The 17339-nt window shown below is 33.6% G+C and carries 19 protein-coding genes and 1 other RNA gene; 18 read left to right on the top strand and 2 right to left on the bottom strand.

What is annotated here, in order from left to right; translation table 11 throughout:
* The first annotated feature begins 4 nt into the window (after positions 1–4).
* Positions 5–799: an S-methyl-5'-thioadenosine phosphorylase gene (mtnP, locus tag OWM07_RS00545; RefSeq protein WP_423301720.1), complete on the top strand. Its 795-nt coding sequence runs from the start codon at positions 5–7 to the stop codon at positions 797–799.
* Positions 796–1662 carry a UDP-N-acetylmuramate dehydrogenase gene (gene murB, locus OWM07_RS00550; RefSeq protein ID WP_423301721.1) on the top strand — a complete coding sequence of 289 codons (867 nt, stop codon included), beginning with the start codon at positions 796–798 and terminating at the stop codon, positions 1660–1662. The genes mtnP and murB overlap by 4 nt, the downstream gene beginning before the upstream one ends.
* 85 nt (positions 1663–1747) lie before the next feature.
* Here murB and katG read toward each other — a convergent pair whose 3' ends face one another.
* Entirely contained in the window at positions 1748–3883 is a 2136-nt protein-coding gene (gene katG / locus OWM07_RS00555; protein WP_423301722.1) for a catalase/peroxidase HPI, read from the bottom strand.
* Positions 3884–3989: 106 nt separating this feature from the next.
* Positions 3990–4622, bottom strand: a complete 633-nt coding sequence (lexA, locus tag OWM07_RS00560; RefSeq protein WP_423301723.1) for a transcriptional repressor LexA — start codon at positions 4620–4622, stop codon at positions 3990–3992.
* Between the two features lie 46 nt (positions 4623–4668).
* Between lexA and dinB the strand changes: the two genes are divergently transcribed.
* The 16 genes from dinB (at position 4669) to rsxE (ending at position 17326) form a co-directional block, all read left to right on the top strand.
* Positions 4669–5871, top strand: coding sequence for a DNA polymerase IV (dinB, locus tag OWM07_RS00565; RefSeq protein WP_423301724.1), 1203 nt, complete (start codon positions 4669–4671; stop codon positions 5869–5871).
* Between the two features lie 46 nt (positions 5872–5917).
* Positions 5918–6112, top strand: a complete 195-nt coding sequence (locus OWM07_RS00570; protein WP_423301725.1) for a hypothetical protein — start codon at positions 5918–5920, stop codon at positions 6110–6112.
* Between the two features lie 13 nt (positions 6113–6125).
* On the top strand, positions 6126–6395 hold the full coding sequence (locus OWM07_RS00575; protein ID WP_423301726.1) for a cell division protein ZapA: 270 nt from the start codon (positions 6126–6128) through the stop codon (positions 6393–6395).
* A 4-nt stretch (positions 6396–6399) separates the two neighbouring features.
* A non-coding RNA gene (ssrS, locus tag OWM07_RS00580) (6S RNA) lies at positions 6400–6582 on the top strand.
* Between the two features lie 15 nt (positions 6583–6597).
* A complete protein-coding gene (locus OWM07_RS00585; protein WP_423301727.1) occupies positions 6598–7818 on the top strand; it encodes an AAA family ATPase in 1221 nt (406 codons plus the stop codon).
* Positions 7805–8347, top strand: a complete 543-nt coding sequence (locus OWM07_RS00590) for a 5-formyltetrahydrofolate cyclo-ligase (protein ID WP_423301728.1) — start codon at positions 7805–7807, stop codon at positions 8345–8347. The genes OWM07_RS00585 and OWM07_RS00590 overlap by 14 nt, the downstream gene beginning before the upstream one ends.
* On the top strand, positions 8347–9906 hold the full coding sequence (gene rny, locus OWM07_RS00595; protein WP_423301729.1) for a ribonuclease Y: 1560 nt from the start codon (positions 8347–8349) through the stop codon (positions 9904–9906). The genes OWM07_RS00590 and rny overlap by 1 nt, the downstream gene beginning before the upstream one ends.
* Before the next feature lie 5 nt (positions 9907–9911).
* Positions 9912–10691 (top strand): TIGR00282 family metallophosphoesterase, encoded by a 780-nt coding sequence (locus tag OWM07_RS00600; RefSeq protein ID WP_423301730.1) that lies wholly within the window; start codon positions 9912–9914, stop codon positions 10689–10691.
* Between the two features lie 2 nt (positions 10692–10693).
* Positions 10694–11602, top strand: coding sequence for a quinolinate synthase NadA (gene nadA, locus OWM07_RS00605; RefSeq protein WP_423301731.1), 909 nt, complete (start codon positions 10694–10696; stop codon positions 11600–11602).
* A 67-nt stretch (positions 11603–11669) separates the two neighbouring features.
* Positions 11670–12149 carry a ribose 5-phosphate isomerase B gene (gene rpiB / locus OWM07_RS00610; RefSeq protein WP_423301732.1) on the top strand — a complete coding sequence of 160 codons (480 nt, stop codon included), beginning with the start codon at positions 11670–11672 and terminating at the stop codon, positions 12147–12149.
* Positions 12146–13402, top strand: a complete 1257-nt coding sequence (locus tag OWM07_RS00615; protein ID WP_423301733.1) for a serine hydroxymethyltransferase — start codon at positions 12146–12148, stop codon at positions 13400–13402. The genes rpiB and OWM07_RS00615 overlap by 4 nt, the downstream gene beginning before the upstream one ends.
* Entirely contained in the window at positions 13399–13848 is a 450-nt protein-coding gene (locus tag OWM07_RS00620; protein WP_423301734.1) for a deoxycytidylate deaminase, read from the top strand. Before OWM07_RS00615 ends, OWM07_RS00620 begins: the two co-directional genes overlap by 4 nt.
* Positions 13849–13857: 9 nt before the next feature.
* Entirely contained in the window at positions 13858–15165 is a 1308-nt protein-coding gene (gene rsxC, locus OWM07_RS00625; RefSeq protein WP_423301735.1) for an electron transport complex subunit RsxC, read from the top strand.
* Positions 15152–16147 carry an RnfABCDGE type electron transport complex subunit D gene (locus tag OWM07_RS00630; RefSeq protein WP_423301736.1) on the top strand — a complete coding sequence of 332 codons (996 nt, stop codon included), beginning with the start codon at positions 15152–15154 and terminating at the stop codon, positions 16145–16147. The genes rsxC and OWM07_RS00630 overlap by 14 nt, the downstream gene beginning before the upstream one ends.
* Positions 16140–16709 (top strand): RnfABCDGE type electron transport complex subunit G, encoded by a 570-nt coding sequence (locus tag OWM07_RS00635; RefSeq protein WP_423301737.1) that lies wholly within the window; start codon positions 16140–16142, stop codon positions 16707–16709. The genes OWM07_RS00630 and OWM07_RS00635 overlap by 8 nt, the downstream gene beginning before the upstream one ends.
* Entirely contained in the window at positions 16706–17326 is a 621-nt protein-coding gene (gene rsxE, locus OWM07_RS00640; protein WP_423301738.1) for an electron transport complex subunit RsxE, read from the top strand. The genes OWM07_RS00635 and rsxE overlap by 4 nt, the downstream gene beginning before the upstream one ends.
* Positions 17327–17339: the final 13 nt, after the last annotated feature.

The following is a 17339-nucleotide window of genomic DNA, read 5'->3' on the forward strand; positions in this document are numbered from 1 at the left end:
TGAAATGAAAATAGGGATAATAGGTGGGAGTGGATTATATGAAATTGATGGCCTTGAATTTCTTGAAGAAATAAAATTGGATAATAGATTTGGTAGTCCATCTGATAGCTATAAAGTATTTGAGTATAAAAATTGTAAGTTTTACTTTTTAAATAGACACGGTAAAAATCACAAAATTTTACCACATAAAGTTAATTATAGAGCCAATATTTATGGCTTTTATGAACTTGGTGTAAAACATATTTTTTCTTTTACTGCAGTTGGTGGGATAAATAAGTTATTAAAGCCAGGGGATATGGTTGTTCCAGATAATGCGATAGATATGACATATGGTAGAAATTCCACTTTTTATGATGAGCTGGAAGAGAAATATCATATCGATTTTACAAATCCATTTTGTCCTTATTTAAGAACTGTTCTTATTGAAAGTTGTATGGCACAAGATTTAAGTTTTTTTGATGTTGGAACTTACATCTGTACAAATGGTCCAAGACTTGAAACTGCTGCAGAGATAAAGTTTTATAAACAGGTTGATGCTGATATTGTAGGGATGACCTTGTTCCCAGAAGCACCATTGGCAAGAGAGCTAGAAATTTGCTATGCAAATATGAGTATTGTGACAAATTATGCAGCTGGTATTAGCAAAACTAAATTAACTGTGGATGAAGTTATTGATACTATGAAAAAAAGTAATGAGAATATTAAGAAAGTGATACAAAATATACCAGATTTTATAGGTATCGTTAAAAATGACTGTGATTGTAAAAATGCTTTAAAAGGGACTCGTATCGACAAATGATAATATTAAAAGATGAGATTCTTTCAAATTATACATCTTACAGAGTTGGCGGAAAGGCAAAATATTTTATTAAAGTTATCAGTAATGATGATGTTGGGGTTGCTATCAATTTTGCTGAAAGGCTTTCTATGAATTATGTTTTGTTGGGAGCTGGTTCTAACATATTGTTTATGGATGAAGGTTTTGATGGGGTGGTTATTTACACTGGCTTGTTAAATAGATGGTTGATAGAAAAAGATAATTATATTTTGGTCGGTGCTGGGGTTAAGCTTTCTGAGTTGGTTGAGTTTTCTGTTGATAGAGGGGTTTCTGGTTTTGAAGAGCTTGCAGGGATACCTGGCTCTGTTGGTGGTGCTGTAAATATGAATGCTGGAGCGTTTAACACTGAAATAAAGGATGTCTTAACGGAATGTGTTGCCTATGATATGGTTAGAAAGGGGATAATAAGTTTATCAAATGCTGATTGCAAGTTTGGTTATCGTATAGCAGAAGGGTTGAAAAATAGAATTGTTTTGTTTGCAAAGTTTAAGAAAATGTATGGTGATAAAAAATATCTTAAGTCTAAAGTAGATGAAATTTTAAAGAAAAGAGATAGTAAACAACCTTTAGAGTATCCATCATGCGGTTCGGTTTTTAAAAGACCAAAAGGAGATTATGCAGGAAGACTTATTGAAGAGTGTGGACTAAAAGGGTATAGGATAGGTGGAGCAATGGTATCTGAAAAACATGCAAATTTCATAGTAAATCTTGGTGATGCCAAAGCAAAAGATATTTTGGATTTAATAGAATTTGTGCAAAACGAGGTTTATAAAAAATTTAACATTTTATTAGAACCAGAAGTTAAAATCATAAAGAATATTTAAAAAATGTTATTTTTAATTGTTTTTTTAATTTTTGCTGTTGAAAATAAAAAGAAGTAGCTACATATGTAGCTACCTCTTAAATAATTTACCACCATTTAACATCAAATCTATCAAGATTCATTACTTTATCCCAGGCTGTGATAAAATCATTTATAAATTTTTCTTTAGCATCATCACTTGCATAAAATTCAGCAAGGGCTCTTAACTCTGGATGATGACCAAAAATTAAGTCAACTCTTGTTGCTGTCCATTTTGTTTCACCAGTTTTTCTATCTTTCCCTTCAAATATATATTCTTCATCATCTACTGGAATCCATTCAGTATTTAAATCAAGCAAGTTTACAAAAAAATCATTGCTAAGAGCTTCTTTATTTTGTGTAAATACACCATGAGGAGAATAGTTAAAATTTGAATTTAAAACTCTTAAACCGCCTAATAATACTGTCATCTCAGGAACAGTTAATGTTAAAAGTTGTGCTCTGTCAATTAAAAGAGTTTCTGCTGGGATGTTAAATTTTTTCTTAAGATAATTTCTAAATCCATCGTAAACAGGTTCTAAGTATCTATGAGTTTCAATATCTGTTTGTTCTTGAGTCGCGTCAACTCTTCCTGGAGTAAATGGAACTTTTACATTAAATCCTGCTTTTTTAGCTGCTTCTTCTATAGCAGCGCAACCTCCTAACACAATTAAATCTGCTAAAGATACTTTTTTGCCATCAAGATTTTCTTGCTCTTTATTAAACTCTTTTTGAATATTTTCTAATACATTTAATACATTTGATAATTGTTCTGGCATATTTACTTCCCAATCTTTTTGGGGAATTAATCTAATTCTTGCTCCATTTGCTCCACCTCTTTTATCAGATCCTCTAAAAGTAGCAGCTGAAGACCATGCTGTATAGACAAGTTCAGAAATTTTTAATCCTGAATTTATAATTTTTTCTTTTAACTTTTCAAGATCATTTTCATCAATTATTGGATAATCAGCTTCTGGTAAAGGGTCTTCCCATGGAAAAACTTCTTCAGGAATTTCTTTGCCCACATATCTTGAACGAGGTCCTAAGTCTCTATGAATTAATTTAAACCATGCTCTTGCAAAAGCCTTAGCAAACTCTTGAGGATTTTCTAAAAATCTTCTTGCTATTTTTTCATATTCTGGATCATATCTCAAAGCAAGATCAGTAGTTAACATTGTTGGTGGATGTTTCTTTTCTGGATCATGTGCATCTGGGACAATTTTTGGAGCACCTTTTGCAACCCATTGGTATGCTCCTGCTGGACTCTTAGTTAATTCCCATTCATAACCAAAAAGGTTCCATAAAAAATTATTACTCCACTGTGTAGGAGAACTTGTCCATGTTACTTCTAATCCGCTTGTTATAGTATCTGGCCCTTTTCCACTTTTATAAGAATTTTTCCAGCCAAGTCCCTGTTCATTGATTGGCGCTAATTCAGGCTCTGGGCCTAAATGGTCAATTGTGCTTGCTCCATGGCATTTGCCAAATGTATGTCCACCAGCAATTAATGCAACAGTATCCACATCATCCATTCCCATTCTTCTAAATGCTTCTCTAATATCCTTTGCCGCTTCTTTAGGATCTGGATTTCCACCAGGTCCTTCTGGGTTTACATATATTAATCCCATCTGAGTAGCAGCAAGAGGACCTTCAAGTTCACCTTCTTCAGTATGTCTCTGATCTTCAAGCCACTCTTCTTCTGGTCCCCAATATACACTTTCATCTGCTTCCCACCAGTCAACCCTTCCACCTGAAAATCCTATTGTTTCAAAGCCCATTGATTCTAAAGCAACATTACCAGCAAGAACAAGCAAATCAGCCCACGATAATTTTCTTCCATACTTTTTCTTAATAGGCCATAAAAGTCTTCTTGCTTTATCAAGATTAACATTGTCAGGCCAGCTGTTTACAGGTGCAAATCTCTGCTGACCAGAATTTGCTCCACCTCTTCCATCTGCAATACGATAGGTGCCAGCACTATGCCATGCCATTCTAATAAATAAAGGTCCATAGTGTCCAAAATCAGCAGGCCACCATTCTTGAGAATTTGTCATTAACTCTTTCAAATCTTTCTTAACAGCTTCAATATCAAGACTTTCAAATTCTTCTTTGTAATTAAAATCATTACCTAACGGACATCTTTCACTGCAATTTTGATGTAATAGTTTTAAATTAATTTTTTTTGATACATAATCTTTTTTCATAATAACCTCCTTTAATTAATGATTATTATTGATTAAAAATAAATATAGTCAAGAGAAATATTTGATTTAAACAAAATTCTTATGATTGTAAAATTGTTTTAAATATTTATGGGCTGCGTAATATAAAAACTACTTTACCAATTATTTCGAAATCGTCTGTCTCTTCTACAATTATATTTTCATAAAAAGGGTTTTCAGGTTTTAGTATGATCGAGTTTTTATTATGATAATAAGTTTTTACTGTTACTTCTCCATTTAATCTGAAAACGCCAATATCACCATTTTTAAGCTCTTTGGTGAGTTCTACTAAAACTAAATCTTCGTCAAAAATTTTCTTTTCGATCATACTGTCGCCTGTAACTTTTAAAAAGAAATATTTATCTGTGTCTAAAAATTTTTCTAAGTTGATGTAAGTAAGAATATTTTCTTCGGAAAGGATTGGATAACCTGCTGCAACTTTTCCTAAAACAGGGATACCTTTTTTGTGGGTGTGATTGACTATTTCTATTAATCTTGCTTTTCCATGCCCTCTTCTTATTACCCCTTTTTCTTCCAGCCTATCGAGCATCTTTTTTGCTGATGCGGTGGATGATAGTTTTAAATGTGTACAAATTTCTCTTATGGTTGGGTAATAACCGTATCTGTTTTTAAAACTTATAAGAAAATTGAGCATTTGTTCTTGTTTTTTCGTAAGCATAGCTACCTCTTTTTTGTTTAAATTTCTCTTGAAAGTAAACATTTGTTTGTTTATAATCTGGTTGTTAGTAAAAATCAAGGGGATTTTTATGATAATGTGTATAGATATGGATGCATTTTTTGCTTCTGTGGAGCAAGCATCAAATCCACTTTTAAGGGGAAAACCTGTTGCTGTGATAGGTGCCAAAGAGCGCACTGTGGTGACTACAGCCTCTTATGAAGCGAGAAAGTATGGTGTTAGGACTGGTATGAGTAAGTTTGAGGCTATGAGATTGTGTCCTCATATAGTTTTAGTGGTTGGGAACAATCGCAAATATACTTATGTGTCAAAGCAGATATACAATTTTTTGCTTACTATTACTTCTGATGTTGAGATGTATTCTGTGGATGAAGCCTTTCTTGATCTTTCTTATGTTAATTTACCCCCTGAGGATGTGGCTTTTATGATCAAAAGTTTTATAAAGAGCAAATTTGGAATTACCTGCTCTATAGGGGTTGGTTCTAATAAACTTATTGCGAAAATGGCAAGCGGAGTAAATAAGCCAGATGGTTTCTGTTATGTTCCAAGGGAGAAAAATAAAGATTTTATAGATAGTTTTCCCATTTCTAAGATTTGGGGGGTAGGTAGAAGACTTGCAAAAAGGTTTGAAAATTTAGGTATTTTTTCTACGAAGGATTTGAGGGAGTTTGGGATTGATAGTCTTGTAGAGATGTTTGGGAAAAATGGGTATAAGCTTTATGCTATGGCAAATGGTGAATATTTTGAAGGGGTAAATACAAAAGAAGAGCCTGTTAAATCCATTGGACATAGTATGACTTTACCGATGGATATATTTAATATGGATGAGTTATCACCATATTTACTTCAGTTGTGTGAAATGGTTTCGGAAAGAGCAAGGCAAAACAGAGTCTCTGGGAAAAGGTTATTTGTGGTGATTAGAGATACAGATATGAAATCTTTTGGAAAGAGTTATACATTACCTTTTTTTACTTCGGCCACACACCATATTTACGATTTTGCCAAAAAAATAATTGAAGATTTTGATATTTCAAAAGGGGTCAGATTGGTGGGGGTATCTCTTGGTAAGTTGGTTCACGATACTGTTTGTTTGCAAAATATATTTGAAGATGAAAGGAAAAGTAAGCTTTATCATGCGATGGATAAAATAAATAAAAAATACGGTAGCTTTTCTATCTCTTATGCATCTATTTTAAAATGCAAAAGAAAAGGTGCCCTTACCATTTCTCCAGCCTGGAAACCTGACGGTATCCGCAATGTCAATGTGAGATAACTAACTTGTGATTGACATTATCTTTGTATTATTGTAATTTACAGATATGGTGGAGTTAAAGGAAAAAATTGATGAGTTAGAGAAAAAGATAGATTTACTGCTTGAAAAATATAATAAATTATTAGAAGAAAACGAGCAGTTAAAGAAAGAAAAGGAAGATTTAGAATTAAAAGTTAAGGAGTATGAAGAGGAAAGAGAGTTAATAGCAGCTAAAATTGAAAGCCTGCTAAGCAGGATTTAAGAGGTGTGGCACTTTGAAAGTTTTAGAAGTTTCAATTTATGGAAATAAATATAGAATTAGATCAGATTTTGATGAGTTTTTTTTGGAAGAAGCTGCTAAAATGGTTGAAAATCGGATGAAAGAGATTGAAGAAACATATCGTATATTGACCACATCCAAAGTAGCTATTATGGCAGCTTTTGATATTGCAACTGAGTATTTAAAAGTTAAAAGAGATTTGGACTTTTTAGAAAATAGGTTAAGCGAAATAGAAAAGAAACTGGAAATCGTAGAGGGTGTTTAAAGAATAGCCCCTGCGGTGCTCGATACAGTGTAGGAAATTTGGAGCCAACACCTCTTAAAAGAGGGATGATACTGGCTGTGGTGTGCAAGCCCACCTTTGAGTGGGAAGCCTAAAGCAGCCGTGATTCCCTCAACCTGGTTAGCCAGGGCTGCAAATGGACTACACGGTCGGCACTTGCGGGGGCTTTTTTTATGTATAGCAGATGAAAATATTAGAGGCTTTAGAACCTAAAACATTTGATGAAGTTGTTGGACAGGAACATCTATTAGACAGTAGAGCTTTATTCAAAAATATTGTAATTAGTGGTGATTTTCAGTCAATTATACTAATTGGGCCTCCAGGAATTGGAAAAACCACTTTAGCGAGATTGATTGGCAGACAACATTCAATGATTTTCTATCGTTTGCATGCTGCAAATAGTGGCACAGCTGATATTAAAAAAATTGTTGAAGAAACAAAAGGGTATGGGAAAACCTCAATAGTTTTTATTGATGAAATTCATCATTTTAACAAATCTCAGCAAAACCTTTTATTAAACATTATTGATGATGGGTATGTCAAATTAATTGGTGCCTCAACAGAAAACCCATTTTATAACCTTATCCCTCCTTTAAGATCTAGAAGTTTATTATTTGAAATGAAAAAACCTAAAAGAGATGATTTTAAAAAACTATTTTTAAGAGCAATAGGTTGGCTCAAGACCGAGTATAATGTTGAAGATGTAGTTTTTGATGATGACTTGAAAGATTTGTTAATTGATGCGTCAAATGCCGATGTTAGGAAATTTTATATTATGATTGATTCTTTAGCTAAAATCTCAAAAAAGGTTGATAACAAGCTCTTGATTAGCTCAGAGGATATTACACTTCTACCTTTTGATATAACTTTTAACACAGATAATTATTACCATTTGTTATCAGCTATGATTAAAAGCATTCGCGGTAGCGATCCAGATGCAGCATTATTGTGGGCTTTGAGATTAGTCAAAAATGGGGTCGATCCAAAGATAATTTTTAGGCGTCTTTTAATATCAGCTTCTGAAGATATAGGAAATGCTGTGCCAACTGCTTTGAGTGTAGTTAATGCTGGCTATGAGGCATTTGAAAAAGTGGGTATGCCTGAGGGAGAAATAATTCTAGCTCATGTTATCACTTACTTAGCATCCATCCCTAAGAGCAATAAGTCTTATTTAGCTCTAAAAAAATGTAACGAATATCTTGAAAAACATAATCCACTACCGCCAGATCATTTAAAAAATAACAGTAAAGATTATAAGTACCCTTTTGATTATGGAGATTTTGTCAAGCAGAGTTATATGCCAGAGAAAAAAGTTTTTTATAAACCATCTAAAATTGGATTTGAAGCTAAGATTTATGACAGGCTAATTAAGCTATGGGGAAAAGAAATTTATGAAGAAAAATGAGTTAAGGGAAAAATATAAAAAATTGAGAAATGAACTTGATGAATTTTTTATAGAAAAAGCTAGTGCTACAATTACAGAAAAGTTTATAAGAAATTTTAGTAATTATAATAGTTACTTATTGTATTTAAGTTTCAATAATGAAGTTAGAACTATTAAACTGATTGAATATCTAAAAGATAATGGTAAAGAAGTTTTTTTGCCAGTTGTATATAAAGAAAGATTAACAGTTGGTTGTTTTGAGGGTTTTAAGGACTTGGTACCAGGAAAATATGGTATCAGGGAGCCTAAAAGGGTGAGTAGCGTAGATAATTTTGATGTAGTGGTGGTACCAGGTGTAGTGTTTGATAACAACTGTTATCGTTTGGGGTATGGAAAAGGTTATTATGACAGATTTTTAAAAAGTATTTATGCAAAAGTATTGATAGGTTTTGCATACGATTTTCAAGTTGTTGAAAAACTCCCAGTGGAATCACATGATGTGAAACTTGATTTTGTGTTAACAGAAAAAAGAGAAATAGGAGGTAATTGATGATTTGGTTGAATATTTTACTAGCTATTGCAGGTCTGATAATTGGCTTATTATTAGGGATAATAATTCAAAAGAAGAAAAGTGAAACTGAAAATATCAGATTAAATAAAACAGCAGAGGAGATCATTAGTAGGGCTAAAAGGGAAGCTGATGAAATAGTTAAAGAAGCAAAGTTAGAAGCAAAAGATATTATTTTCAAAGGGAAACAGGAGCTTGAAAAAGAGGTTAAAGAGAAAAGAAAAGAATTACAATTGCAAGAAAAACGCTTAATTTCGAAGGAAGAAAATATTGACAAGAAGCTGGAGCTTGTCGATAAGAAAGAGGAGTTGATTTCTAAAAGGGAGCAGGAGCTTGAGGAAAAGCTAAGTAATTTAAAATCTCAAATGGATGAGGTAGAACAGTTAAAAATGAAGTTATTAACTGAGGTAGAAAAAGTAGCTGGGATGACAAGAGATGAAGCAAAAGAGATGCTTATAAATGAAATGGTGGCTGAAGCTAAAAAGGATGCTGCAAGGACTTTAAAAGAGTTGGAAGAAGAAACTAAGCATATGGCTGAGAAAAAAGCTCAAAGTATAATTGCGACAGCTATTCAAAGATGTGCCCCTGAGTATATTGGAGAAGTTGCTGTATCTGTTGTTAGCTTACCAAACGATGAGATGAAGGGTAGAATCATAGGTAGGGAAGGTAGAAATATAAGAACATTTGAGAGTATTACTGGTGTTGATATTATTGTAGATGATACACCTGAAGCAGTCATTTTATCATCTTATGACCCTTTTAGAAGAGAAATAGCTAAGTTAACTTTGGAAAAGCTGATATCTGATGGTAGGATTCACCCTGCTAGAATTGAAGAAGCTTATGAAAAGAGTAAGGCTGAGCTTGAAAAATATATTTTAGAAGTTGGTGAAGAGACTGCTTTTAATCTTGGACTGCACAATATACACCCTGATCTATTAAAACTGATCGGTAGGTTAAAATATAGAACAAGTTATGGGCAGAATGTACTGGCACACTCTATTGAAGTGGCAAAAATAGCTGGCATTATGGCTGCTGAGCTTGGTTTGGATGAAAAGTTAGCCAAAAGAGCAGGTTTGCTTCACGATATTGGAAAAGCAATAGACCAGGAAAGTGAAGGTTCTCATACTGAGATTGGGGTTGAAATAGCCAAAAAATATAATGAGCACCCAATGGTTATTAATGCAATATTATCTCACCATGGTGAAGAAGAATTTAAGTTTGTTGAATCTGTTTTAATTCAAGCAGCAGATGCAATATCAGCTTCAAGGCCTGGAGCTAGAAGGGAAGTTTTAGAATCCTACATCAAAAGACTTGAAAAACTAGAGGAGATTGCATCTTCTTTTGAAGGTGTTCAAAAAAGTTTTGCAATACAGGCAGGTAGAGAAGTGAGAATAATTGTAGAGCCAGATAAAATAGATGATGCGGAAATAGTGCCTTTATCTAGAGAGATCAGTAAGAAAATAGAGGAAGAATTGACATATCCAGGTATGATAAAAGTTGTAGTTATTAGAGAATCTAGAGCTGTAGAGTATGCTAAGTAAATGATATGAATATATTATTTGTTGGAGACATAGTAGGTAGAGCGGGCAGAAGAGTTTTTGCCCGCTTTATCGATGAAATTAAATATAAATACGGTTTAGATTTAGTAATTGTTAATGGTGAAAATTCTGCTGGTGGTTTTGGAATAAATGATAAAATTTATAAAGAGCTGAAAAGTAAAGGTGCTGATATAATAACCAGTGGTAATCACATTTGGGATAAAAAAGAGATAATCCCTGACTTAAATAAATATGAATATCTTATAAAACCAGCAAATTATCCAGATGAAACCCCTGGAAATGGCTATATAACTGTAGTTGTTGGATCCACTGAGGTGACAATATTAAACTTGATTGGTAGAGTCTTTATGCCACCTGTTGACTGCCCTTTTAAGAAATTTGATGAAATATATAAGAAAGTTAAAGATACTGTGATTATAGTAGATTTTCACGCTGAGGCAACCAGTGAAAAATCTGCTTTTGGATTATATGTTGATGGTAGAGCAGCTGTTGTAGTGGGTACTCATACACATGTTCAGACAAACGATGATAGAATCTTACCGCAAGGGACTTTGTATATTACTGATGTTGGGATGTGTGGTGCTTTGGATTCTGTTATAGGTATGAAAAAAGAAGCTCCATTAAAAAGGTTTTTAACAGGCATTCCGCAAAAATATGATGTTGAAAATAAAGGGAAATTGGTGTTTAATGCACTGTTTTTTAGTATAGATGAAAAAACACAAAAGGTAGATAAGTTTGAAAAAATATTTAAAGTAGTAGAGGGGTAAAAATGGATATTAAAAAAGAAATTAGAAAATTACTTAAAGAAAAAGATGCTGTTTTGTTAGCTCACAATTACCAAATTGATGACATTCAAGAGATTGCAGATTTTACAGGTGATTCTTTAGGGCTTAGTATTGAGGCATCCAAAGTAAAAAATAAGACTATTGTTTTTTGTGGTGTACATTTTATGGCAGAAACTGCATACATTTTATCACCTGATAAAAAGGTTTTATTACCTGAAATAGAGGCTGGTTGTCCAATGGCTGATATGGTGACTGCAGAAGGGTTAAGGGAGATGAAAAAGAAATATCCGGGTGTCCCTGTTGTTTGCTATGTAAATTCTTCTGCAGAAGTTAAAGCTGAAAGTGATATATGTTGTACATCAGCAAATGCTATAAATGTTGTTAAATCTTTAGATTCAGATAGAGTTATTTTTGTGCCAGATAAGAATTTAGGTCATTATGTCTCAAGGTTTGTTGATAAAGAGATTATCTTATGGGAAGGGTTTTGTCCAATTCATAATAGGGTAACTAAAAAGGAGATACTTGAGCTTAAAGAAAAGTATCCGGATGCTGTGGTTGTAGTTCATCCTGAATGTCCACCAGATGTTATTGATATAGCTGATCATGTATGTTCAACTTCAGGTGTATATAAATATGTGAAAGAAAGTGACAAAAAGCGTTTTATAATAGGAACCGAAGAAGGTGTTGGTTATAGATTAAGAAAAGAAAATCCTGACAAAGAGTTTGTGTTCGCATATAAAGGTTTCCAATGTAAAAATATGAAGAAAACGACATTAAGAAAAGTATATGATGCTTTAATAAAAGAACAATATGTTATTACTGTTGATGAAGAAATCAGGAAAAAAGCTTTAAAATCTATTCAAAAAATGTTAGAAGTCCCAAGAAATTTTTAAACAAATTGACATATTAATTTTTTTAAATTAAAGAATAACAACTCATTAAAAATAAAACGAGGACTATATGTCTGAAAAGATCGTAGCACTTGGTTCCGACCATGGTGGTTTTAGACTTAAAGAGGAAATAAAAAATTTTCTGGTTAGTAGGGGATACGAAGTAAAAGATTTTGGAACAAAAGATGAAACTTCAGTAGATTATCCTGATTATGCTTTCCAAGTGGTTAAGGCTATTTTGAACAAAGAAGTCGAAAAAGGGATTATTATGTGTGGTACAGGTATTGGGATTTCTATCTCGGCTAATAGATTTCCTGGGATTAGAGCTGCACTATGTTGGGACTCATATACTGCAAAAATGAGTAGACTACATAACAATTCAAACCTTTTAGCTTTAGGTGGTAGAATAATTGGGGTAGAGCTCGCTAAAGATATTGTGGAAACATGGCTGACAACCGATTTTGAGGGTGGAAGGCATGAAAGAAGAATTAATAAATTGGATGAATTAGCGAAAAAGTTTTGGGAAGAATATCTTAGGGGGGATAAATGAGTTTATATGAAGCTGTAAAAAATATTGACCCACAAGTGTATGATGCTTTGATGAAAGAGTTAAACAGGCAGGAGACTCATATAGAGTTGATTGCAAGTGAGAATTTTGTTTCAAAAGCAGTGTTAGAAGCACAGGGTTCTATAATGACCAATAAATATGCAGAAGGGTATCCTGGTAAAAGGTATTATGGTGGTTGTGAGTTTGTAGATATTGCTGAGCAGCTTGCTATAGATAGGGCAAAAGAGCTTTTTGGTGCAGAACATGCCAATGTTCAACCACACTCTGGTAGTCAGGCCAATATGGCTGTCTATTTTTCAGTTTTGCAACCTGGAGATACTATTTTAGGTATGAATTTATCTCATGGTGGGCACCTAACACATGGTAGTCCAGTAAATTTTTCTGGTAAATTTTTTAATGTTGTACCTTATGGTGTAAATAAAGATACAGAAACTATTGATTTTGATGAAGTGGAAAGACTGGCTTTAGAGCACAAACCAAAGATGATTGTTGTTGGAGCAAGCGCATATCCGAGAGTTATAGATTTTGCTAAATTTAGGGAGATTGCAGATAAAGTTGGGGCTTATGTGATGGTTGATATGGCTCATATTGCTGGGCTTGTTGCTGCAGGGGTTCATCCAAACCCTGTCCCTTATGCTGATTTTGTAACAACAACAACTCATAAAACATTGAGAGGACCAAGAGGTGGTTTAATCCTTTGTAAAGAGGAGTATGCTAAAAAGGTTAATTCTATGATTTTCCCTGGGACACAAGGTGGCCCATTAATGCATGTTATCGCAGCTAAAGCTGTAGCTTTAAAAGAGGCAATGAGTGACGAATTTAAAGAGTATCAGAAGCAGATTGTGAAAAATGCAAAAGCTTTGGCTGAAACTCTTAAAAATAAAGGGTTTAGACTTGTGTCAGGTGGTACTGATAATCATTTGATGCTTGTTGATTTAACTGATAAAGATATTACAGGTAAAGATGCAGAAGAAGCGCTTGGAAAAGCTAATATAACTGTAAATAAAAATACTATCCCTTTTGAGACAAGAAGTCCGTTTATCACAAGTGGTATTAGAATTGGTACTCCAGCTGTAACTACTCGAGGTATGAAAGAGGATGCAATGGAAGATATTGGAAACTATATTGCTGAAGTCCTATATAACATAAACAATGAAAATGTTATAAATACAGTAAAAGAAAAAGTTATTAAATTGTGCAATAAATATCCATTATACAAAGGTGTATTGTATTGAGACCTGATTGGGATAAATATTTTTTAGAAATTGTTAATGTCGTTAAAAGTAGATCTACCTGCTTGAGAAGGCAGGTAGGTGCAGTTATTGTGAAAGATAGGCAGATTTTGGCTACAGGTTATAATGGCGTGCCAAGAGGGATTACTCATTGTAGTGAAACTGGTTGTTTAAGAAAAAAGCTAAATGTCCCCTCAGGTCAGAGACATGAGCTTTGTAGAGGATTGCATGCAGAACAAAATGCAATTATACAAGCTGCTTATCATGGGGTTACAATAAAGGGTGCTACTATTTATACAAATGCCAAGCCTTGTTCTATTTGTACAAAAATGATTATAAATGCAGGGATTAAAAGGATAGTTTTTGAAGAATATTATAACGATGAATTAGCTGATGAGCTTTTGAAAGAAACTGATATTATAGTTGAGTGTATAAAAATAGATAGATAAGGGTGAGCTATGCCGTATTATGGATTTCGTGGTGGTATTCATCCAATGTACAATAAAGAAAAAACAGCAAATAAGAGTATTGAGAGATATAGAGTAAATGTTGGTGATGAGGTTGCTATCCCTTTATCTCAACATATAGGTGCTCCAGCTGAAGCTGTAGTTAAAAAGAAAGATGTGGTAAAGCGTGGTGATTTGATAGGAAAATCGAAAGGTTTTGTTAGCTCAAATATTCATTCTTCTGTCACAGGCGAAGTTATAAATATACAAAATGTTCCTCACCCTATTATGGGTTCTATCCCTGCTGTAGTTATAAAAGTAACTGAAGTTACTGAAGAGTTTACCCCAATTGAATTAGCGGATAAATTTCAAGAAAATGTTTTATCAGCAGGGATTGTTGGACTTGGTGGTGCAACATTTCCTTCTCATGTAAAATTATCTCCTCCAAGAAAGATTGATTATTTAATCATAAATGGTGCAGAGTGTGAGCCTTATCTAACCTGCGATCACAGGTTGATGGTGGAAAGAACTGAAGAGATAATAAAAGGTGCTAAGATAATACAGAAAGAATTAGAAATAGATAATCTTGTATTTGGGATAGAAGAAAATAAGCCAGACGCAATAGAATCTTTTAGAAAGTTTGAAAATAAGTATGATTTTGAATTAATCCCTCTTGAAGTAAAATATCCACAAGGTGGTGAAAAACAGCTTATAAAAGCGACTGTAAATAGAGTAGTTCCTGAAGGGAAATTGCCTTTAGAAGTTGGTGTTATTGTTCACAATGTTGGTACTGCTTTATCGATATACGAAGCTATAGAATTTAAAAAACCTTTGATTGAAAGAGTGGTTACTGTTACAGGCGCTGTTAAAGAACCTAAAAATTTATTGGTACCTATTGGTGTCCCTGTGTCTAAGTTAATAGAGTTTTGTGGTGGCCCTATTGGTGAGATTAAAAAGGTTGTTATGGGTGGGCCAATGATGGGTTTTTCTCTTTTTGATTTAAATACCCCTGTTATGAAAGGTACTAGTGGGATTATTCTTTATAGAGATTCAGACTTGCCAAATCTTAATATGCATAACTGTATAAGATGTGGCAGATGTGTAGAGGCATGTCCAATGGGGCTTGTTCCTGCTATAATGGAGCAATTTGCCTTAAATGAGATGTATGAAAGGCTAAATGAATGGCATGTATTAAATTGTATTGAGTGTGGTTGTTGTAGCTATGTATGTCCATCAAGAAGACCTCTTGTTGGATATTTTAAAACAGCAAAAAGAGAAATAATGAATATAATGAGGCAGAAGAAAAATGCAGGGAAATAAGTTATTAGTTACTTTTTCACCACATGAAAGAGATGATTTAAGAACAGACAAAGTAATGCTCTATGTCATTTATGCACTTATTCCTGCAATGGGTGTATCTATTTACTATTTTGGTTTTTATGCTATTAAAACATATCTTCTCACAATAATTTTTACACTCGGTTTTGAATACCTTTTTCAGAAGATTTCTAAAAGACCTGTCAGTCTAAATGATAATTCTGCTCTTGTAACCGCTATACTTCTTGCTATGAATTTACCTCCAAATAGTCCTTGGTGGTTAATTTGTGTAGGTAGTTTTGTTGCAATCATAATTGGGAAACAGGTGTTTGGTGGGCTTGGACAAAACCCTTTTAACCCAGCTTTAGTTGCGAGAGTTTTTCTACTCATTTCTTGGCCTGCACAGATGACAAACTGGATAAAACCTAATCCTATTACAAAGAGTTTTATTTTTGATGCGGTTAGTACAGCTACACCTCTTGGTGCTTCTAAAACAGAGGTATTGACTTATGGTAAAATAGTTTCAGAAAATCTTGCTAATACTTCTAGTTTGTTTTTAGGAAATGTTGGTGGATCATTAGGAGAAATATCAGCACTGGCAATAATAATAGGTGGATTATTTTTACTATATAAAAGGATTATTTCTTGGCATATCCCTTTAAGTTATATTGTTGCATTTTTAATTATAGTTGTTCCTTATTGGTTTTTTGCTCCAGAAAAAACATTGGATCCTATTGCTCATCTTTTTTCTGGTGGCTTGATGCTTGGTGCATTTTTTATGGCTACTGATATGGTGACAAGCCCAGTTACAAAGAGAGGACAACTTATTTTTGGTGCTGGTTGTGGTATTTTAACTGCTGTTATTAGGCTTTTTGGTGGTTATCCAGAAGGGGTATCTTTCGCCATATTGTTAATGAACGCTACAGTTCCTCTAATAGATTATTATATAAGACCAAAAAGTTTTGGTGAGGTTGAAAGTGAGTAAGGGTAACGATAATAATTATAAAATGTTTGTTGTTCTGACAATAATTGGGGCTGTATCTGCTTTGGTTCTTGCTTCGGTGTATACTTTAACTAAAGATAAAATTGAGTATGAGTATAGATTGGAGCTTTTGAGAGCATTAAAGGTTGTTTTACCTGAATATAATAATGAGCCTGACAAAGACACTATAAAAGCTAAAGATAAAACAGTTTATGTTGCTAAAAAAGATGGGAAAATAGTTGGTTATGCTATTCAATCAGTATCTGAAAAGGGGTATGGGGGGAGTATAGCAGTTTTGCTTGGTGTTTCAACTGATGGAAAAATTACAGGGGTTGAAATATTGCGACATGCAGAAACTCCTGGTCTTGGCTCAAAAATAGAGGAAAAGTGGTTTAAAGATGAATTTAAAGGCTTAACAATAAAAGATAAAATTGCTGTTAAAAAAGATGGTGGTGTGATTGACCAGTTTAGTGGAGCAACAATTAGCCCAAGAGCTGTAGCTGAGGCTGTTAAAAATGGCTTAGATTTTGTAATCACAAATGTAATTGAAGGGGGCAGCAAATGAAGCTCCAGATATTTAAAGATGGTTTTTGGAAAAATAATGCGGTTTTTAAACAGGTGCTAGGGATGTGTCCTGCCCTTGCAGTTACTACTTCAGCTGAAAATGGGATTGGTATGGGGTTGGCTACTACTGCTGTTTTGATTTGTTCAAATATTGTAGTTTCATTACTTAAAAGTTTTATCCCTTCAAAAGTTAGAATTCCTGCTTTTATTGTAGTTATTGCAAGTTTTGTTACAGTGATAGATTTAGTTATGAATGCTTATGCTCACAGTTTACACAAAAGTCTTGGTCTTTTTATCCCTTTGATAGTTGTAAACTGCTTGATTTTAGGTAGAGCTGAGAGCTTTGCATCAAAAAACAGTATAATTGATTCTTTAATAGATGGGATTGCTTCTGGTCTTGGTTTTACTTTTGCTCTATTTGTATTGGGATCTGTTAGGGAGTTGTTAGGCGCTGGCTCAATACTTGGTGTAAATATTCTTGGGGATAATTTTAGTCCTGCTATTGTTATGATTTTACCTCCAGGAGCATTTTTAGCACTTGGATTTTTATTGTTTATTATAAACTGGATTGAAGATAGAGATAAGGTTAAAGAAGAATGTTGCACTGTAAATGAGTAAAATTAGGGGATTG

The sequence above is a fragment of the Deferribacter thermophilus genome (assembly GCF_049472675.1).
Classification (GTDB): Bacteria; Chrysiogenota; Deferribacteres; order Deferribacterales; family Deferribacteraceae; genus Deferribacter; species Deferribacter thermophilus.